19 protein-coding genes are annotated in these 17396 nt (G+C 50.6%); 10 read left to right on the top strand and 9 right to left on the bottom strand.

The features are described from left to right. Positions 1–359: 359 nt before the first annotated feature. The 3 genes from OFAG_RS10265 to OFAG_RS10255 form a co-directional block, all read right to left on the bottom strand. Complete coding sequence (locus OFAG_RS10265; RefSeq protein WP_020995250.1) at positions 360–2093, bottom strand: PhoH family protein; 1734 nt, start codon at positions 2091–2093, stop codon at positions 360–362. A 125-nt stretch (positions 2094–2218) separates the two neighbouring features. Continuing rightward, positions 2219–2695, bottom strand: a complete 477-nt coding sequence (locus OFAG_RS10260) for a peroxiredoxin (RefSeq protein WP_005876211.1) — start codon at positions 2693–2695, stop codon at positions 2219–2221. Positions 2696–2787: 92 nt separating this feature from the next. Further along, positions 2788–3168 (bottom strand): Mth938-like domain-containing protein, encoded by a 381-nt coding sequence (locus OFAG_RS10255; protein WP_005876212.1) that lies wholly within the window; start codon positions 3166–3168, stop codon positions 2788–2790. Between the two features lie 222 nt (positions 3169–3390). Between OFAG_RS10255 and OFAG_RS10250 the strand changes: the two genes are divergently transcribed. The 3 genes from OFAG_RS10250 (at position 3391) to OFAG_RS10240 (ending at position 6581) form a co-directional block, all read left to right on the top strand. After that, on the top strand, positions 3391–4677 hold the full coding sequence (locus OFAG_RS10250) for a pyridoxal phosphate-dependent aminotransferase (protein ID WP_020995249.1): 1287 nt from the start codon (positions 3391–3393) through the stop codon (positions 4675–4677). 25 nt (positions 4678–4702) lie between these two features. Then, positions 4703–6013 (top strand): homoserine dehydrogenase, encoded by a 1311-nt coding sequence (locus OFAG_RS10245; RefSeq protein ID WP_005876214.1) that lies wholly within the window; start codon positions 4703–4705, stop codon positions 6011–6013. Positions 6014–6122: 109 nt separating this feature from the next. Further along, positions 6123–6581: a universal stress protein gene (locus OFAG_RS10240; RefSeq protein WP_005876215.1), complete on the top strand. Its 459-nt coding sequence runs from the start codon at positions 6123–6125 to the stop codon at positions 6579–6581. Positions 6582–6995: 414 nt separating this feature from the next. Here OFAG_RS10240 and rplI read toward each other — a convergent pair whose 3' ends face one another. Genes rplI through rpsF form a run of 4 tightly spaced genes read right to left on the bottom strand, consistent with a single transcriptional unit; the run spans position 6996 to position 8504 of the window. Then, positions 6996–7448 (bottom strand): 50S ribosomal protein L9, encoded by a 453-nt coding sequence (rplI, locus tag OFAG_RS10235; RefSeq protein WP_005876216.1) that lies wholly within the window; start codon positions 7446–7448, stop codon positions 6996–6998. A 37-nt stretch (positions 7449–7485) separates the two neighbouring features. Then, positions 7486–7770, bottom strand: a complete 285-nt coding sequence (rpsR, locus tag OFAG_RS10230) for a 30S ribosomal protein S18 (RefSeq protein WP_005876217.1) — start codon at positions 7768–7770, stop codon at positions 7486–7488. Between the two features lie 30 nt (positions 7771–7800). Beyond that, entirely contained in the window at positions 7801–8079 is a 279-nt protein-coding gene (gene priB / locus OFAG_RS10225; RefSeq protein ID WP_335328969.1) for a primosomal replication protein N, read from the bottom strand. Positions 8080–8126: 47 nt separating this feature from the next. Further along, positions 8127–8504, bottom strand: coding sequence for a 30S ribosomal protein S6 (gene rpsF / locus OFAG_RS10220; protein WP_005876219.1), 378 nt, complete (start codon positions 8502–8504; stop codon positions 8127–8129). Positions 8505–8768: 264 nt separating this feature from the next. Here rpsF and lexA point away from each other — a divergent pair, with 264 nt between their 5' ends. Then, positions 8769–9407 carry a transcriptional repressor LexA gene (lexA, locus tag OFAG_RS10210; protein ID WP_005876220.1) on the top strand — a complete coding sequence of 213 codons (639 nt, stop codon included), beginning with the start codon at positions 8769–8771 and terminating at the stop codon, positions 9405–9407. A gap of 1 nt (position 9408) precedes the next feature. Here lexA and OFAG_RS10205 read toward each other — a convergent pair whose 3' ends face one another. Further along, positions 9409–10188: an RNA methyltransferase gene (locus OFAG_RS10205; RefSeq protein WP_005876221.1), complete on the bottom strand. Its 780-nt coding sequence runs from the start codon at positions 10186–10188 to the stop codon at positions 9409–9411. Between the two features lie 154 nt (positions 10189–10342). Here OFAG_RS10205 and OFAG_RS10200 point away from each other — a divergent pair, with 154 nt between their 5' ends. The 5 genes from OFAG_RS10200 (at position 10343) to OFAG_RS14390 (ending at position 15065) form a co-directional block, all read left to right on the top strand. Next, positions 10343–11131 carry an inositol monophosphatase family protein gene (locus OFAG_RS10200; RefSeq protein ID WP_005876222.1) on the top strand — a complete coding sequence of 263 codons (789 nt, stop codon included), beginning with the start codon at positions 10343–10345 and terminating at the stop codon, positions 11129–11131. A gap of 32 nt (positions 11132–11163) precedes the next feature. Beyond that, positions 11164–12318, top strand: coding sequence for an elongation factor P maturation arginine rhamnosyltransferase EarP (gene earP / locus OFAG_RS10195; protein ID WP_005876223.1), 1155 nt, complete (start codon positions 11164–11166; stop codon positions 12316–12318). Positions 12319–12418: 100 nt separating this feature from the next. Then, positions 12419–12979, top strand: a complete 561-nt coding sequence (gene efp, locus OFAG_RS10190) for an elongation factor P (protein WP_005876224.1) — start codon at positions 12419–12421, stop codon at positions 12977–12979. 151 nt (positions 12980–13130) lie between these two features. Further along, positions 13131–14039 (top strand): YicC/YloC family endoribonuclease, encoded by a 909-nt coding sequence (locus OFAG_RS10185; protein WP_005876225.1) that lies wholly within the window; start codon positions 13131–13133, stop codon positions 14037–14039. 612 nt (positions 14040–14651) lie between these two features. After that, on the top strand, positions 14652–15065 hold the full coding sequence (locus tag OFAG_RS14390) for a hypothetical protein (RefSeq protein WP_231371697.1): 414 nt from the start codon (positions 14652–14654) through the stop codon (positions 15063–15065). Positions 15066–15176: 111 nt separating this feature from the next. Here OFAG_RS14390 and OFAG_RS10170 read toward each other — a convergent pair whose 3' ends face one another. Next, positions 15177–16046, bottom strand: coding sequence for a hypothetical protein (locus tag OFAG_RS10170; RefSeq protein WP_020995246.1), 870 nt, complete (start codon positions 16044–16046; stop codon positions 15177–15179). A 277-nt stretch (positions 16047–16323) separates the two neighbouring features. Here OFAG_RS10170 and galE point away from each other — a divergent pair, with 277 nt between their 5' ends. Further along, the gene (gene galE / locus OFAG_RS10165; protein WP_005876229.1) at positions 16324–17349 is read left to right on the top strand and encodes a UDP-glucose 4-epimerase GalE; all 1026 of its coding nucleotides are present in this window, start codon (positions 16324–16326) and stop codon (positions 17347–17349) included. Positions 17350–17396: the final 47 nt, after the last annotated feature.

The raw sequence follows: 17396 nt of genomic DNA, 5'->3' as shown, positions 1-17396 counted from the left end.
TTTGGCGGATTGTAAGGAATCCTTCTGTAAATTGTGCTCAAAAAGAGAATTGAAGGTTTGCTGGAAAATGATGAGGACGTTCAGGTATTGCACGGTTTTTCAGCGTGGAGAATGCCAGGATTTGTTGAGAATACAATAGGTTAAGGCAGGACATTTTTACCGGACTGAAAGATGGTACGGATTCTTTGCTGAAAAGGTAGGCGGATTTGCAAAGCCTGAAATACTCTAAAGAGTATTTTGCGGAATTTTCTGTTTGCGAAAACAGGAAAATATTTATAAGCGGCTATTCAGGATGAAGAGAAAATAAAAAAGCCGAAGCACAGGCTTCGGCTTTTTTCAGCTGTTTCCCGCCAATCCGGTTAAAGGATTTCAGTTGCATAATCGGCCAGCCGGGAACGCTCTCCCCTCGCCAGCATGACATGTCCGCTATGTTCCCATCCTCTGAATCGGTCGACGACGTAGGTCAGGCCGCTGGAACCTTCGGTCAGATAAGGCGTGTCGATCTGGGCGATATTGCCGAGGCAGACGATTTTCGTTCCCGGCCCTGCGCGCGTGATCAGGGTTTTCATCTGTTTCGGCGTCAGGTTTTGCGCCTCGTCGATAATCAGGAACTTGTCAACGAAAGTGCGGCCACGCATGAAGTTAAGCGACTTGATGGAGATGCGGGAACGGATCAGTTCCTGCGTTGTGGCGCGCCCCCATTCTCCGGCGTCATTGTCGGATTTGGAAAGCACTTCGAGATTGTCGTCCAGCGCCCCCATCCATGGCGACATTTTTTCTTCTTCCGTACCTGGCAGAAAACCGATGTCTTCACCGACCGGGATGGTGACGCGGGTGACGATGACTTCGTTATAGCGCTTCATTTCCAGTACCTGCGCCAGTCCGGCCGCCAGCGCCAGCAATGTCTTGCCGGTTCCGGCCTGACCTACCAGGGTGACGATGTCGATATCCGGATTCATCAGGATATTGAAAGCGAAGTTCTGCTCGCGATTGCGGGCGGTAATGCCCCAGACGTTGTTTTTGCCGTGCGTATAGTCGTGCAGGGTTTGCAATACGGCGGTTTTCCCTTCGATGTGTCTGACCTGTGCCTGAAACGGCGCTTCGCCCGCTTCCGGTTCCAGATAAACGAACTGGTTGACGACCATGGAAGGAACCATCGGTCCGCTGATCCGGTAAAAGCTTTGGCTGACGCCGTGATGATCGTTTTCCTGCCAGGTTTCGATGTTTTTGCCGTGTTTTTCCCAGAAACTGGAAGGGAGTTGCAGGGTTCCGGTGTAAAGCAGGTCGGAATCTTCCAGAACCTGATCGTTGAAGTAGTCTTCGGACGACAGTCCCAGCGCGCGGGCCTTGATGCGCATGTTGATGTCCTTGGACACCATGACGACGGCGCGATTCGGGTATTCGGCCACCAGGGTCATCATGACGCCGAGAATCTGGTTATCCGCCTTGTCGGAGGCCAGATTTTTCGGCAGGGGACTCGCTTCCATTTTGGTCTGGAAATAAAGGTGTCCCTGCGCTTCCTTGTTGCCGAGCTTGTTTAGCGGAATGCCCCGCGTCAGCAGAATGCTTTCGTCTACATCGGCGACGAGCTGATCCAGTGTGCGGGTGACCTGACGCACGTTGCGGGCAACATCCGACATGCCGCGTTTGTGGTTGTCCAGTTCTTCCAGCGTAATCATCGGCAGGAAGATATCGTGTTCCTCGAAACGGAACAGGGAAGTCGGGTCGTGCATCAGGACGTTGGTGTCCAATACGAACAGCTTGGTTTCTCCAGACTGGCTTGCCGCACGGCTCAAAGGCGATTGCTTGGTCGTTTCGACCAGTTTTTTACGGGGCGGCCGTGGCGGCAGTTTCATTTTGCCTGAAGGCGCGCCATTTTTTGCTGTACCGCTTTTTCCCGCCGGAGCGGCAGTTTTTCTGGAAGAGACCGTTTGGGGGGCAGCGCTGGCGGCCGGTTTTGCCGCTGCCACAAGCTTTTTTTCTGCCGTTCCTTTCTTTTCTCTGGGAGCTGCGTTTGCCGGCAAACGGGTAGCTGCCGCATCCTTTGGCGTGATCATGTCGGCAGGTTTGGTGGGCATTTTGGGTAGGGGCATCAGAACCTCGTTTCGTTTTGGTTATGTTCGAAGCGAACCCTGTTCACGATTCGCTTTCGACGGTACGGTATTTGAGACGACAACTGACTGTATCCGGCGGCTTCATCTGTTACAGGACAGGGCATTTACCGGTTGAGCTGGCGGGCCGCGTCGAGGATTTCTTCAATATGGCCCGGTACTTTCACTCCACGCCATTCTTTCACCAGTTGTCCATTCCGGTCAATAAGGAACGTGCTGCGTTCAATGCCGCGTCCCACTTTTCCGTAACGGGTCTTGGTTTTCATCACATTGAAGCGGTTGCAAAGCGTTTCTTCAGGGTCTGAAATCAGCGTGAAAGGAAGATCGAATTTTCTGGCGAAGTTTTCGTGGGAACGCAGACTGTCGCGGCTGACGCCGACGATTTCGGTATCGGCCTGCCGGAATTCGGCATAGTGATCGCGAAAATCAATGCTTTCCGCGGTACAGCCCGGCGTATTGTCTTTGGGATAAAAATAAATGACCAGGTTTTTCCCCCGGTAGTCCGATAGCCTGAAAGGCTTGCCGGTTGCCTCGGCAGCGAAATCGGGGACGATCTGGTTGAGCTGGACAGTTTCTTCTGGCATGGTGCTTTCTCTTTTTTCTGAGGTAAAAGGCAAGGTCTGGCAAGACCTTGTCCGGTCAAAAAATCCTACGACAAGAGTGTAACCGTTTTTCTCTACTTTATCTCTTCCATGACGAGGGCAAGTAATGCGTTCCGTCCTTCCGCGAGCAGCATGTTGTATGTGCCGCATGCGGCACGGCCATTCATGCATTCAATGACGATGCCGTTGTCCAGCAGGGAAAAAATCCAGTCCTCCGGAAGGCGTCTGGTTTCGTTTCCCGTTCCCAGCAATACGATATCGGGTTGGTATGCTGTCAGGGCGAGAAGATCGTCAAGCACCAGTTCCCTGAACGATTTGACGTGCCAGGGCAATGGCGTTGTGCCGGGCATGACGATCAGGCTGCCATGATAGTCTGTTTGGTCAAGGGTGATTCCGTTGGCGCGGCAGGCGGTGACCGTTTGCAGGTTGTCGGCGTTTTCAGGCTGAATGTCCATATTGAAAAGGATAATGGCATGTCTTTATCAGATGGGACATGCGGTTTGACAAAAGCGGCGCGATCCATTTTTTTCTTACCTAAATTCTTATAAAGTGATAGGCTTACTGATTTGACAGATCAGTTTTGATATCCGTCTTGATTCAGGATCGGGGATTAGTCAGAATGATATATTGTCTTGTCACGAAGGGCACTATCCTTTAACACATTGCGGGAGCACAAAATGCACCTTATCAACAAATCGAAAAAATTGGCCAATGTTTGTTATGACATACGCGGACCCGTTCTGGAGAGGGCGCGGGAAATGGAGGCGGATGGTCAGAAAATCATCAAGCTGAACATTGGCAATGTCGGTGCGTTCGGTTTCGACCCGCCGGACGAGATTGTGCGCGACATAATCAAGAACATGCTGAATGCCGCGCCCTATTCGGATTCGAAAGGGATGTTCGCTTCCCGCAAGGCGATCATGCAGTACACGCAGCAAAAGAATATCGAGGGCGTGACGATCGACGATATCTATATCGGCAACGGCGCTTCCGAACTGATTGTGATGAGCATGCAGGCCTTGCTGGACAATGGTGACGAAGTACTGGTGCCGACGCCGGATTATCCCTTGTGGACGGCAGCCGTTACCCTTGCCGGCGGCAAGGCAGTGCATTATCTGTGCGATGAAGAAAAAGACTGGATGCCCGACATTGCCGATATCGAAGCGAAAATCACGCCCCAGACCAAGGCTATTGTCGTCATCAATCCGAACAATCCGACCGGCGCCCTGTATCCGGTCGGTCTGTTGAAAAAGATGGTCGATCTGGCGCGTGAACATCAACTGATCGTGTTTGCCGATGAAATTTACGACAAGTGCCTGTATGACGGTGTGACGCATACTTCCATGGCGTCACTGGCCAACGATGTGCTGTTCATTACGATGAACGGCTTGTCCAAGAATTACCGTTCCTGCGGTTACCGGGTCGGCTGGATGGTCGTTTCCGGTGAAAAGAAATATGCGAAAGATTATATTGTCGGGCTGGATATGCTGGCGTCGATGCGTCTGTGCTCGAATGTTCCCGGACAGTATGCCATCCAGACGGCATTGGGCGGTTACCAGAGCATCAACGATCTGGTCGCTCCCGGCGGCAGGCTGACGCGCCAGCGCGATCTGGCTCACCGGCTTTTGACGGAAATTCCGGGCGTGACCTGTGTAAAAGCGAAAGCGTCCCTTTACATGTTCCCGAGACTGGATCCGGAAATTTATCCGATCGAAGACGACAGGCAGTTTGCCTATGAATTGCTGGAACGGGAAAAGGTCCTGATCGTTCAGGGAACCGGATTCAACTGGATCGCGCCCGATCATTTCCGCGTGGTCTTTTTGCCGAACTCGGATGATCTGACGCATGCCATCGAAAGGATTGCACGTTTTCTCGAGTATTACCGCAAAAAGTTCGGCACCGAGGAGCTGGCCTTGCGAAAATACGGGAAACCTCGCCAGGAAAAAGAATTGAGAGTTGTTTGAAACCTTATTTATTTGAACAGGAAATATGAAGCCGGTTAAAGTTGGAATTCTGGGTTTGGGAACGGTGGGTTCCGGTACTTTCAATGTATTGAAACGGAATCAGAAAGAAATCAGGGGCAGGGCAGGTCGCGGCATCGAAGTTGTTATGGTGGCCGACCGGAATGTGGAAATGGCACGGAAAATCGTCAATGGCGATTGCGAAGTGGTTTCCGACGGCAATCTGCTCGTGAACCATCCGGATATCGATATCGTGGTCGAACTGATCGGCGGTTACGACGTTGCCAGGGATTTCGTTCTCAAGGCCATTGCCAACGGCAAGCATGTCGTTACAGCCAACAAGGCGCTTCTGGCCTTGCACGGCAATGAAATTTTCGAGGCGGCACAGAACAGGAAAGTGATTGTCGCTTTCGAAGCGGCTGTCGCAGGCGGCATTCCGATCATCAAGGCCTTGCGTGAAGGGCTGACGGCAAACCGGATTGAATGGATTGCCGGGATCATCAATGGCACGACCAACTTCATTCTTTCCGAAATGCGCGAAAAGGGACTGGATTTCGATACCGTTTTGAAAGAAGCGCAGGAGCTTGGCTATGCCGAATCGGACCCGACTTTCGACATCGAGGGATTCGACGCCGCCCACAAGGCGACGATCATGTCCGCGATTGCGTTCGGGGTGCCGGTCCAGTTCGACAGGGCTTATGTCGAAGGCATCACGAAGCTGGAAGCGATCGATATCAAATATGCCGAACAGCTGGGTTACCGGATCAAGTTGCTGGGCATTACCAAGCGGATGGAAAACGGTATCGAACTGCGCGTTCATCCAACCCTGATTCCGGCAAAGCGGCTGATCGCCAATGTGGAAGGAGCGATGAATGCCGTACTGGTTAACAGCGACGCGGTGGGCGCGTCCCTTTATTACGGCAAGGGCGCCGGTTCGGAACCGACCGCTTCGGCTGTCATTGCCGATCTGGTCGATATTGCCCGTCTTGAATCGGTCGATCCTGAACATCGGGTTCCCCATCTGGCTTTCCAGCCCGATGCCTTGACGAATACCCCGATTCTTCCCATGTCTGAAGTGACGACCAGTTATTACCTGCGCATGCAAGTGAAAGATCAGCCGGGTGTATTGGCTGACATTACCCGTATTCTGGCCGATCTGCAAATTTCAATTGACGCTTTCCTCCAGAAGGAACCGCTGGAAGGAGAAACATTGGTGGATATTATTATCCTGACGCATATGACTCAGGAGAAGAATATGGATGCGGCAATAGAAAAAGTGGAAAATCTGCCCACCGTCATGGGAAAAGTGACGAAAATACGACTGGAAGAATTGATGTAATGCCATTCTTAAATTAGGCTATAGGAAAAAGCCCGGATTCGCGAAAAACGGCCTGTGCCGTAGAGACCGGCAACTCCATTAAACAGCTGGTTTTCTTTGGGAGATCGCCATGTTCAACAAAATCATGATTCCGACCGATGGCTCGGAACTTTCCACGGCTGCCGCGCTGGAAGGTGTCGCTTTTGCAGCGGATAACCATTCCGAAGTGATCGGGGTGTACGTTGCGCCCGAATACCAGTATCCGGTTTATGTCGAAATCATTCCCCCGACTTACCCTATTGAAGAAGAATACGATGCCTTGATGCGCAAGGTCGGCATGGAATATCTTCAACCTGTCCAGAAAGCGGCGCAGGAAGCGGGCGTCCAGTTTTCCAGCCTGATCCTTTTTTCCAATTCAGCGGGCGCTGCCATTGCTGAAGCGGCGCAGGAGCAGAATTGCGATCTCATTTTCATGGGGTCCCACGGTCGTTCCGGTCTCGGCCAGCTTTTGCTGGGCAGCGTGACGACCAAGGTGCTGAACCTGTGCCAGATTCCGGTTCTGGTTCATCACATCACAAAGAAAAAATAAATAAACGGCGTTTTATTCTGATGAGTTAAAAAAGCAGCTGCATTGACAAGTGTGGCTGTTTTTTGGATCGTATTTTTTCAAAATATGCCGGTTTTTTGCTTATGTGTTTGCCGAAATGGATGATTTACGGAAAATAAGCAGTGTCTGTCCGGTTTTGCGGGAAACATGTTCCGTATTTTAGATTTTTATCGGTTTGACTTAAGCGATTGGAGAATAAGCTTTTAGCGGAATATTTGGGAAGTAGAGGGAACGAATTGGCAACCGTGCGAATTTCAGCGTTTTGCGGTGCTATGCTGTCAAATAACTCTTTCTTCTGCAAATGTAATATGTTTCCCTGAAAATGCGAAATGAATATTTTAAAAACAAAAAATCCCGGGAATGATGCCGGGATTTTTTGCTGATCGCTTGTCTTGATTACACGTGTTCGCCAAGGACAGAAACGGTAATATCAACGATAACGTCCGAATGCAGGGCGATAGCGACAGGGTAATCGCCAACAGCCTTGAACGGCCCCTGTGGCAGACGAACCTGAGCCTTGTGAATGTCGAATCCCTGTTTGGACAAGGCTTCTGCAATGTCGAAGTTGGTAACCGAACCGAACAGGCGGCCATCGACACCGGATTTTTGCAGAATCTGGACGGTCAAACCGGCCAGTTTTTCGCCCTGGGCCTGTGCATCCGCCAGTTTTTCAGCTGCGGCTTTTTCCAGTTCGGCGCGTTTTGCTTCGAATTCCTCGATAGCGGCCGCCGTTGCGCGACGGGCCATGCGTTGCGGAATCAGATAGTTGCGGGCATATCCGTCCTTGACTTTAACGACATCGCCGAGGTTGCCGAGATTGCCGACTTTATCCAACAAAATTACTTGCATGTTTTTCTCCAATATTCTTTAGATTGTCCGGCAAAAATCAGGCGGAATGCAGGGAAGTGTACGGCAGCAGGGCCAAAAAGCGTGCGCGCTTGATGGCGGTGTCGAGCTGACGCTGATAATGCGCTTTGGTGCCCGTCAGACGGGCCGGCATGATCTTGCAGTTTTCCTGAATGAAATCTTTCAGGGTATCGATATCTTTGTAATCAATCTGTTCAACGTTGGCTACCGTGAAGCGGCAGAATTTTTTGCGCTTGAACAGCGGATTCTGTTGTTTGCGTTTGTCTTTGTTTTTGTTCTTGTCGAATTTTTTACCAAATGCCATTTTCGGCTCCTGTATATATAAAGGGTTGGCCTATTCAATCGATGAAAAGCCGGTAATGTGAAACAGAAGACTTTTGCTTTTCAGACTTTTTGTCGCCATGAAACCGGTGAAACGATAAAACGTATCGGAAGCCAGCTTTTCGAATTTTTCCGAAATATTGCCAATAACGATGGCGGGTATCTCGAATTCGATATTCCGGTTTGTTTCCGCTTCCATCTGCTGCGAACGGTGCCACAGACGGGCTGAAATCACAGGAATGCCAGCGGGCGTGTATCGGATCGATTCGCGTTCCACGATGCGGGCAGTCAGATGAAGCCGGTTTTCAGACGTCAGAGAAGTCTCCTGTCGCGATTTTGTCAGGCTGAAGCGGACTGTTGTTCTGCGGGAGCGGGCGCCTTGGCAGATTCTTCTTTCTGAGCCGATTTCATCATCGGGGAAGGGCCGGTTTCAGCGTGTTTCATTTTGACGGTCAGATGACGCAAAATGGCATCGTTGAATTTGAATGCCGTTTCCAGTTCGTTCAGGGTTTCGCCGTCGCATTCGATGTTCATGAGAACGTAGTGGGCTTTGGCGAATTTGTTGATCATGTAGGCCAGTTGACGACGGCCCCAGTCTTCAACGCGATGGATTTTCCCGCCGCGGGAAGTGACGCTGTTTTTGTAACGTTCGATCATGGCCGGAACCTGTTCGCTCTGGTCAGGATGAACGATAAAGACGATTTCGTAGTGACGCATGCATACTCCTTTTGGACGTTTGAAATTTGCCCGCCCCGGCGTCAAGTCAGGTGCGGGAAGAAGAAAACTCGTTATTTTACTGTGTAGGGCGTTTGTGCGCAATATTTATTGTGTCAGAAAAAGACGGTTGATTTATATTGGCAAAAAGCTTCCGAAAAAGTGGAAAAACAGACGATTTCCTTTTAAAATACTGTTAAAATCAACAGGCTATAAAAATACCCAGTCAAATATTATCAGTCATTTATCCATCCGGACGGGGCGCGTATGATCAAACTGACAGCACGGCAACAGGAAATCTTGAATCTTATCAGCCAATCGATCGAAAAGACCGGCTTTCCCCCGACCCGTGCGGAGATTGCGGCGGAACTGGGTTTCCGGTCTGTCAATGCGGCTGAAGAGCATTTGCAGGCGCTGGCGCGGAAAGGGGTCATTGAAATCGTCCCGGGGATTTCACGGGGCATTCGCCTGGTGCAGGACGAGGGGAAAATTCCGGTTTCCGAAACGGGCCGTCAGGGACAGTATGCCGTTCCGCTGGTTGGCCGTGTAGCGGCCGGTTCACCCATTCTCGCGCAGGAACATGTGGAAAAGACCTATCAGCTGGATCCGGCTCTTTTTTCTGACAAACCCGATTACCTCCTGAAGGTCAGAGGCCTTTCCATGCGGGATATCGGCATTCTTGAAGGCGATCTTATCGCTGTCAAAAAAACCGAAAAAGCGCGAAATGGCCAGATTGTCGTTGCCAGACTGGGGGATGATGTGACGGTCAAACGTTTCAAAAAAACGGGATCGGCCATCGAGTTGCTTTCTGAAAATCCGGACTTCAGGCCGATCAGGGTGAACCGTGAATCAGACGATTTCCGAATCGAGGGGCTGGTAGTGGGTCTTTTGCGAACCTGGCAGTAATTCAGTCCGGTTCGGAATATCTGGCCTGTTTTTCCATCTGCCGGGCAATGCCTCTCAGGATATTGACTTCTTCCGTTTCAAGCCCGGTGCGTGAGAACAGCCTTCTCAGGCGGGGCATCAGTTTTTTGGGATTGTCGGGGTTTAAAAATCCGATCGCAGTCAACACTGATTCAAGATGGGCGAACATCCCATTGATCTGTTCGACGGAAGCGGGATCGCCGTGAAAACCGATGTGATCGACTCTTGCCGGTTCTCCATTTTCCAAAAGCAGCGCCATCCGGCATTCGTATGCCAGAACCTGAATGGCCTGAGCCAGATTCAGTGAGGAGTAAGCCGGATTGGCGGGAATATTGATCAGAGCCTGGCATTGTTCGACAACTTCATTGGGCAAACCGTAACGTTCGCTGCCGAAAACAAGGGCGCAAGGTTTCTTTTTGTCGGACAACACGGTTTCCGCAAACTGTCTCGGCGTCAGGACCGGCGGAGAAAATTCCCGAAGCCGGGCCGTGATGGCGGCGGCAAACTGGCAGTTTTCAAGTGCTTGATCAATGGTATCGACGATTTCCGCCTTTTCAAGAACGTCCTGGGCGCCGCTGGCAAAGGCGATGGCTTCTTCGTGAGTCAGAACGTTTTCAAAACGGGGCCTGACCAGAATCAGACGATCAAATCCCATGGTTTTGATGGCGCGTGCCGCCGCGCCGACATTGCCCGGATGGCTGGTGCCGACAAGGATGAAACGCAAAGACTGAAAAATGGATGTGTCGGTTTTTGGCTGGTTCATTTACAATACAGGGTTTGGGGAAATCATGGGAGCCGAAACCGGTATCCGGTATCGTCTTCCCGATTTGTCCGGTTTTTTAATGAATCATTATGACACTGCGCCGCCTTTCCGGATATGGCAGGTGTCGTCATTTTACGAAAGCGCTATGCAACCAATGCTTAACATGGCGGTGAAGGCTGCCCGCCGTGCCGCGACGATTATCAATCGCGCCTCATTCGATCTTGAACAGATCGCCGTTGAACAAAAAGAACAGAACGATTTCGTGACGGAAGTCGACAAGGCGGCCGAAGCGGCGATTATTGACGTTCTGCTGACTGCTTATCCCACGCATGCCGTGCTGGCCGAAGAATCGGGGGCTTCAAACGGATTGAACGACGAGAGCGAGAATGTCTGGATTATCGATCCGATTGACGGCACGACCAATTTTATCCATGGATTCCCGTGTTATTGCATTTCCATTGCATTGAGACAACGCGGCGTCATTACCCAGGGGGTTGTTTATGATCCGGTTCATAATGATCTTTTTACCGCCACAAAGGGCGCGGGGGCTTTTTTGAACAACAAGCGTATCCGGGTCAGCAAGACGGATCGTCTGTCGAAAGCGCTGATCGGGACGGGTTTTGCCGGTCGCAAGAAAGACCCGGAAGCATTAAAGGAATTTCTGCGCATGTTCGAGGCCATGACGCTGAATTGCCAGGCAGTCCGTCGGCCCGGTTCCGCCGCGCTGGATCTGGCCTATGTAGCTTGCGGCCGTTACGACGGTTATTATGAAAAGAATCTGAAGATATGGGATATTGCGGCTGGCGCTTTGCTGGTTTCCGAGGCAGGCGGGATTGTGGCGGATTTTGACGGGGAATCCGGTTTTCTGGAAACGGGCAATATTGTGGCAGGTTCTCCCCGGGTTTTCGGGCAGATGCTTCCGTTATTGAAATCGGCTCAGTAGATTTTTGCTCAATTGCACGTATTGCCTGTCCCATGACTTCCCCTTTGAGGCTGGATCTGTTTTGCCGGGTTATCGACAATTACGGCGATGCAGGGGTGTGCTGGCGACTTGCAAGGCAGCTTGCCAATGAACGGGGTTTCCGGGTAAGGCTATGGATCGACAAACCGGCTGTTTTGCAGAAAATCTGTCCGGATGTGGTTTCCGAGGCGGTGGAACAGGTTGTTTGCGGAGTCGGTATCCGTTTATGGCCATCAATTTTTCCAGCGTTCCCTGCCAGTGATGTTCCGGATGTGGTTGTTGAAGGGTTCGGTGCCCGTTTGCCGGAATCCTATGTCCGTCTAATGGCCGCCAGACAGGCGCGTCCCGTCTGGATCAATCTGGAATATCTCAGCGCGGAATCCTGGGTGGACGAAAGCCATCTTCTGGCCTCTCCGCAGTCGTGGATTTCATTGACGAAGTATTTTTATTTTCCCGGTTTTACCGAAAAAACAGGCGGGTTGATCCGGGAAGACGGATTGATCGAGGCGCGCGACCATTTTCAGGCAGACCGCCAAAACGCTGTCCGTTTTCTTTCTTCCCTGGGCGTTGAAGCCGAAACGGAACATTTCATGGTGTCTCTTTTCTGTTATCCGGATGCGCCGGTCGTTTCGTTGCTGGAGTCTTTTCAGCGTAGCCGCCGTAAAGTGCTGTGCCTGATTCCGGAAGGGGTTGCCTCCGGGGCAGTCCGTTTTTTCATGGGACGGGATGCGGTGGCGGGCGTCCGTTTTTCAGCCGGCCAGTTAAGTTTGCAGATTCTCCCGATGATGGAACAGAACGCTTATGATTATCTGTTATGGTCGTGCGATCTCAATTTTGTTCGCGGAGAAGATTCGTTTGTCCGGGCGCAGTGGGCCGCCCGTCCATTTGTCTGGCATATCTATCCTCAGGAAGAAGAGGTCCATCTGGTCAAGCTGGAAGCGTTTCTGGACAGCTATCTTGCGGATTTCTCATCTGAAAATGCCGAAAGAGTAAAGCGGTTCTGGCATGAATGGAATGCGGGGAAAAAACAGGCCAGTCTGGAGAGTATGGAAGAATTCGGGAAAATTTTGCCGCAATTGAAACAGCATGGACGCGATTGGTCAAAAAAAATGACGGCCCGGCCCGATTTGGCGTCCGGTTTGGTACGATTTATCAATACTTTGCGTTAAAATAACGCCAATTTTTTCAAAAAACGTGATCTGGTGCCGGTTTTATGGATAGCTGGCACGGAAACAAAATTTTATTTTCAATCCTTTTTTACCTATTTTTATGAAAACTGCACAAGAAGTACGCGCCGGCAATGTCGTTATGGTCAATAACGAACCGATGGTGGTTCTCAAATCCGAATATAGCAAATCGGGGCGTAATGCCTCTGTTTGCAAGATGAAGATGAAAAATCTGCTGAATGGTTCCAATATGGAATCCGTTTACCGGGCGGATGACAAATTCGACGTTGTGATTCTTGATAAAAAAGAAGTGACTTATTCCTATTTTGCCGATCCTCATTATGTGTTGATGGACGCCGATTATAATCAGTACGAAGTCGAAGCCGAAAACATGGGCGATGCCCTGAATTACATTGAAGACGGCATGCCTTGCGAGGTCGTTTTCTACAACGACAGGGCGATTTCGGTTGAATTGCCCAATACGGTTGTCCGTGAAGTGGTTTATACCGAACCGGCCGTCAAGGGGGATACGTCTTCCGGCAAAGTGATGAAATCGGCCAAGCTGGGAACCGGTTTTGTCGTGCAGGTTCCGCTGTTCGTTGAAATTGGCGACAAGATCGAAATCGATACGCGTACCGGCGAATACCGCAGCCGCAGCAAGTAATGCAGGATAGGACAGGCAGTCTGTACTGCATGTCATTTCCGAAACGGCACGCCAGGGCGTGCCGTTTTTCTTGAAGCCGGTATGGAAAAAGTAAAACCGTATTGAACCGGTTTTTATCCGGCAATACATGATTATTCAATAAGGAAGAAAAATGGCCGTTCGCAGCATGACCGCTTATGCCACCACTTCGGTGGAAACGGTAGCGGGAACCCTGACGATAGAACTGAAGAGCGTCAATTCGCGTTTTCTCGACTTGCAGTTCAGAATGAACGATGAATTCCGTGCCTATGAACCGTCTTTCCGCGAGACGATCATGCAAAACGTCAAACGCGGCAAGGTCGAATGCCGTTTATCTTTTGCACGGGCTACGCAAAATCCGTCGGCATTGAGTCTGAATAATGCCCTGTTTCTGGAGCTTTCCAAACTCCAGCATGAAATCAGGCAACACAATCCACAGGCCCAGGCCATGACAGTAAACGAACTGTTGCGCTGGCCGGGCATGATTGAAGAAGTGGCGCCCGATCAGGAAACGTTGCAACAACAGGTCAAAGAGGCGATGAGCGATACGCTGGCCACATTTACGGCCGAGCGGGAACGGGAAGGGGCTGCATTGACGAAAGCCCTGGTGGAACGGGTAGACGCCATGCAGCGGATTGTCGAACGGATCGAGCCGCTGATTCCCCAAATGGTCGATCAGTTCAAGCAGAAAGCGATCGAACGCATGCAGGAAGCGTTGGGTGTCGCGTTGTCCGACAGTGTACCGGTTACTTTAACGCAGCAGGACGCTTCCGAACGCATTCGCCAGGAAGTGACGCTTTACGGGATGAAAATCGATGTGGCGGAAGAACTGTCCCGCCTGAAAATCCATCTGGGGGAAACAAAAGTCATTCTTGAAAAAGGCGGGCTGGTCGGCAAACGCATGGATTTCATGTTGCAGGAACTGAACCGTGAAGCCAACACGCTGGGTTCGAAAGCGGCGATCAAGGAATTGTCCGATGCCTCGATGGAACTGAAACTTTTGATCGAACAGATCCGGGAACAGGTCCAGAATCTGGAATGATATTTTTTCAGCGAACCGAAGAGCCTGGCGACAGTGTGTTAAAGCCGGTACGAATGTTTCGCACTGGCAAAGGGGGAACCCGGTTCTGTATGGAACAGTTCTATTTTGGGAAACAGATGATTGTTCAACCGTAAATGAACAGGGAAATGAAAAAAATCAGTTTGGGAAGTATGGTTTTTGAATTGCTTAAAAGTCAGGCTGAACGATAATTGACCGCAAGGCAGATTGCAGAACAGATTTTCACGGTTTATCCGGCCTGCTGTCAGGCCAGGAAAAAGGCCGGCAGTCATCTTAATACGGATAATGAGGTAATGCACAGCTTGCCTCGGAAATGGGCGTGCATCATCCTGTCCTTCAAAAGTAACCTCCCAGATCAAGACAACTGCCGGACGTCCCAAAAAATAGTATTACACGGACAAAACAGATGAGGCTGATGTGGAAACCGCAGAGGCAACCGGATTTTCCAATGATGGGTTGAACGAACCGTCTTTTTATCCCTTGCTGACAACCTGCCTGAAAAATGAACTGAGCGTTTTTTCTCCTTCGGATTGATGAGAAAAAACCGTCCGGAAGAAAGGAAAAAACGGAAACAAATGGCTTCATCCGGATCTGGTGGGGCTGGAAGATGGGGGCGCGCACTGGGATCGTGCCGTAAAGGAATGTATTGCACATTATGGTGACAAACGGACAAGACTGTGGTCTTTCGAAGTGAAAAAAGCGCTAAATATGTCCAATGTAAGAGAAGCGTTTTTTCAGGCAGTTTCCAATTCTTCATGGGCCAATCCGGGTTATCTGGTTGCGGCCAAGATAAATGACGGCGACACCATGCGTGAGTTGCGAATGTTGAATGCCGCACATGGTATTGGCGTGATTCAGCTGGATGTCGTGAATGTTTCTGAGAGTCAGATTCTGATTCCGGCGCGGGAAGGGGAATGGGTGGACTGGAACAGGTGTAACCGGTTGGCGGAGGAAAACGCCGATTTCAGGCGTTATGTCAAGTTAGTCAAACAAGTTCTGTCAGGTTGAAGAAAGCAAACCGTATGACTGGGATCGTGGCGTATGGCAAGTACGTTGATTGCGGTTTTCCCTGGATAAAACATGAAGCATGCGCCTTTGGGCGCATGCTTTTTTATGGCCTCAGTTGTTTGGCGGAGTCTGTCTGAATTCTTCCCGCTTCATGCTGAGATACTGTTTTTCGGTAATTTCGTACAGTTGCGGATAACGTTCGGTGGCGGTGAACCAGGCCTTCAGACGTTTTTCCCGTTGCTGTGCGGGAGGCGCAGACAACGAACCGAGATAGGCTTCAACAGCCAGATAGTAGCGCATGGTATTTCGTTCGATCGCTCCCCTCAAGCCGGTTACGTATTCCGGAGCGCCATTGGCTTTTTTGCCGACGATGGTAAAGCCTTCTTTTCCGCTTCCTGCCGTGTCCAGATACAGATTGGTCGCGATTTTGGCCATGGTGCCGAAACGGTAGGAATAAGTGATGTGAATGAAGGTCCGGTTGTTGGGCAACGGGATGGCTTCCATCATCATGTAATAATCGGAAGTACCGACCGGGCCGGATTTCGCATCCATGATGATTTGCATATAGTTATCGTTGTTGATAACCGGTTTGAAGTTGTATGTCATCTTGTACGCGTTTTTCAGCGGCTGGGGTTTTTTCGTCCCGGCATAGACTTCAATCCTGTTGCCGCTTAACGCCCGGCAATACTTGACGTTCAGATGCAGCATCAGTACTTCGCACCATTCGGACGGGGTGTCCAGTGCAGTACGGACGGTAGAGTAGGGATAATTGACGACACTGTATACGTCGCCGCTGATTTTGTTGGATTGCTCGTTGGAATCCATGTAGATGGGTTGATTGAACTGGTTGTTGGCCAGTTTGTTTTGCAACTGCTGGTATTTCGCTTCCAAAGCGCCTGCATTCTGCGCCTGAACGTTTCCAAGAAATATGAAAAATGCGGCAAATGCCAGCAGGGTTTTTATCAGGCTTTGTCTGTTCATGGGTCTTTTCCTTTTCAGCTTAAAAAAACTTTGATCGGACAGAAGCGGTTTTGTTTTATCGAAAGGCTGCCCTATCACAAAACAAGACGGTTTTTGCAGGAGTTACCGGGGTAAGCGGTCTTTTTATCCGGTTTTATCCAGTAAAACCGTTTTCGCCGATCGTCATTTTCGGGATAATTGATTTGCCTGTTTGGAAAGAGAAAAGGGTCTATGTCAGTATTGGAAACTGAACGGGGAAAAGCGGGATGGCGTGATTTGATTGGTGAATATGGAAGATATGAGCGATAAAAACAGGACGGTCATGGTGACCGGGGCGGCAGGCTATATCGGATCGCATACCTGCGTCGAATTGCTGGAAGCGGGGTTTTCCGTGGTAGCGGTCGATAATTTATGCAACAGTTCAAGAAAATCGCTTGAAAGGGTGGAAAAAATTACCGGCAAGCCACTTGTTTTTCATGAACTGGATATCCGTGACAGGAACGGGATGAAAAAGGTGTTTGAACAATCCGGCATCGACGCCATTATCCATTTTGCCGGACTGAAGGCGGTAGGAGAGTCGGTTGCCGAACCGCTCAAATATTACGACAATAATGTTGCCGGTACGATATCCCTGATGCAGGATGCGCGGGAGGCCGGGGTGCGCCGCTTTGTATTCAGTTCTTCCGCAACGGTTTATGGCGATCCCGATTATTCGCCCGTTCCGGAAACGGCGAAATTGTCGGTTGCCAATCCGTATGGCCGTTCCAAGCTGATGATTGAGAAAATACTGAACGATCTGTCTTTTTCCGATCCATCCTGGTCGGTTGCCATACTGCGCTATTTCAATCCGGTTGGCGCGCATCCCAGCGGGATGATCGGTGAAGATCCTCACGGGGTTCCCAATAATCTGATGCCCTATGTCGCACAGGTCGCTGTGGGGAGACTGAAGGAACTGGCTGTTTTCGGCGACGATTACCCGACAAAAGACGGAACCGGCGTGCGCGATTATATCCATGTCATGGATCTGGCGCGGGGTCACGTCGATGCGCTGGCTTATCTGTTTGAAAACAACAAGGGTTTTACGGTCAATCTGGGAACCGGAGTCGGATATAGCGTACTTGATGTCGTGCGTGCTTTCGAGAAAGCGTGCGGTCGCTCCATTCCTTACCGGATAGCGCCGAGACGGGCAGGTGATGTTCCCCTGTATTATGCCGATCCATCTCTGGCCTTTTTCTTGCTGGGCTGGAAAGCAAAATACGGGCTGGATCAGATGTGCGCGGATTACTGGCGCTGGCAGAGCGGAAATCCGGATGGGTATGTGTGATGGGGCGTCACTTCATAAAAAATGCCGGTAACTCCGGCATTTTTATG

It is taken from the genome of Oxalobacter paraformigenes (assembly GCF_000158475.2).
Taxonomy (GTDB): Bacteria; Pseudomonadota; Gammaproteobacteria; order Burkholderiales; family Burkholderiaceae_D; genus Oxalobacter; species Oxalobacter paraformigenes.
Note: the sequence above shows the minus strand (reverse complement) of the source record. Positions and strands in the feature narration are given on the sequence as shown.

Excerpts from the sequence above, each read along its gene's own strand:
- OFAG_RS10265 (WP_020995250.1), bottom strand. The coding sequence starts at position 2,093 with ATGCCCCTACCCAAAATGCCCACCAAACCTGCCGACATGATCACGCCA.
- OFAG_RS10260 (WP_005876211.1), bottom strand. The coding sequence starts at position 2,695 with ATGCCAGAAGAAACTGTCCAGCTCAACCAGATCGTCCCCGATTTCGCT.
- OFAG_RS10255 (WP_005876212.1), bottom strand. The coding sequence starts at position 3,168 with ATGGACATTCAGCCTGAAAACGCCGACAACCTGCAAACGGTCACCGCC.
- OFAG_RS10250 (WP_020995249.1), top strand. The coding sequence starts at position 3,391 with ATGCACCTTATCAACAAATCGAAAAAATTGGCCAATGTTTGTTATGAC.
- OFAG_RS10245 (WP_005876214.1), top strand. The coding sequence starts at position 4,703 with ATGAAGCCGGTTAAAGTTGGAATTCTGGGTTTGGGAACGGTGGGTTCC.
- OFAG_RS10240 (WP_005876215.1), top strand. The coding sequence starts at position 6,123 with ATGTTCAACAAAATCATGATTCCGACCGATGGCTCGGAACTTTCCACG.
- rplI (WP_005876216.1), bottom strand. The coding sequence starts at position 7,448 with ATGCAAGTAATTTTGTTGGATAAAGTCGGCAATCTCGGCAACCTCGGC.
- rpsR (WP_005876217.1), bottom strand. The coding sequence starts at position 7,770 with ATGGCATTTGGTAAAAAATTCGACAAGAACAAAAACAAAGACAAACGC.
- rpsF (WP_005876219.1), bottom strand. The coding sequence starts at position 8,504 with ATGCGTCACTACGAAATCGTCTTTATCGTTCATCCTGACCAGAGCGAA.
- lexA (WP_005876220.1), top strand. The coding sequence starts at position 8,769 with ATGATCAAACTGACAGCACGGCAACAGGAAATCTTGAATCTTATCAGC.
- OFAG_RS10205 (WP_005876221.1), bottom strand. The coding sequence starts at position 10,188 with ATGAACCAGCCAAAAACCGACACATCCATTTTTCAGTCTTTGCGTTTC.
- OFAG_RS10200 (WP_005876222.1), top strand. The coding sequence starts at position 10,343 with ATGCTTAACATGGCGGTGAAGGCTGCCCGCCGTGCCGCGACGATTATC.
- earP (WP_005876223.1), top strand. The coding sequence starts at position 11,164 with ATGACTTCCCCTTTGAGGCTGGATCTGTTTTGCCGGGTTATCGACAAT.
- efp (WP_005876224.1), top strand. The coding sequence starts at position 12,419 with ATGAAAACTGCACAAGAAGTACGCGCCGGCAATGTCGTTATGGTCAAT.
- OFAG_RS10185 (WP_005876225.1), top strand. The coding sequence starts at position 13,131 with ATGGCCGTTCGCAGCATGACCGCTTATGCCACCACTTCGGTGGAAACG.
- OFAG_RS10170 (WP_020995246.1), bottom strand. The coding sequence starts at position 16,046 with ATGAACAGACAAAGCCTGATAAAAACCCTGCTGGCATTTGCCGCATTT.
- galE (WP_005876229.1), top strand. The coding sequence starts at position 16,324 with ATGAGCGATAAAAACAGGACGGTCATGGTGACCGGGGCGGCAGGCTAT.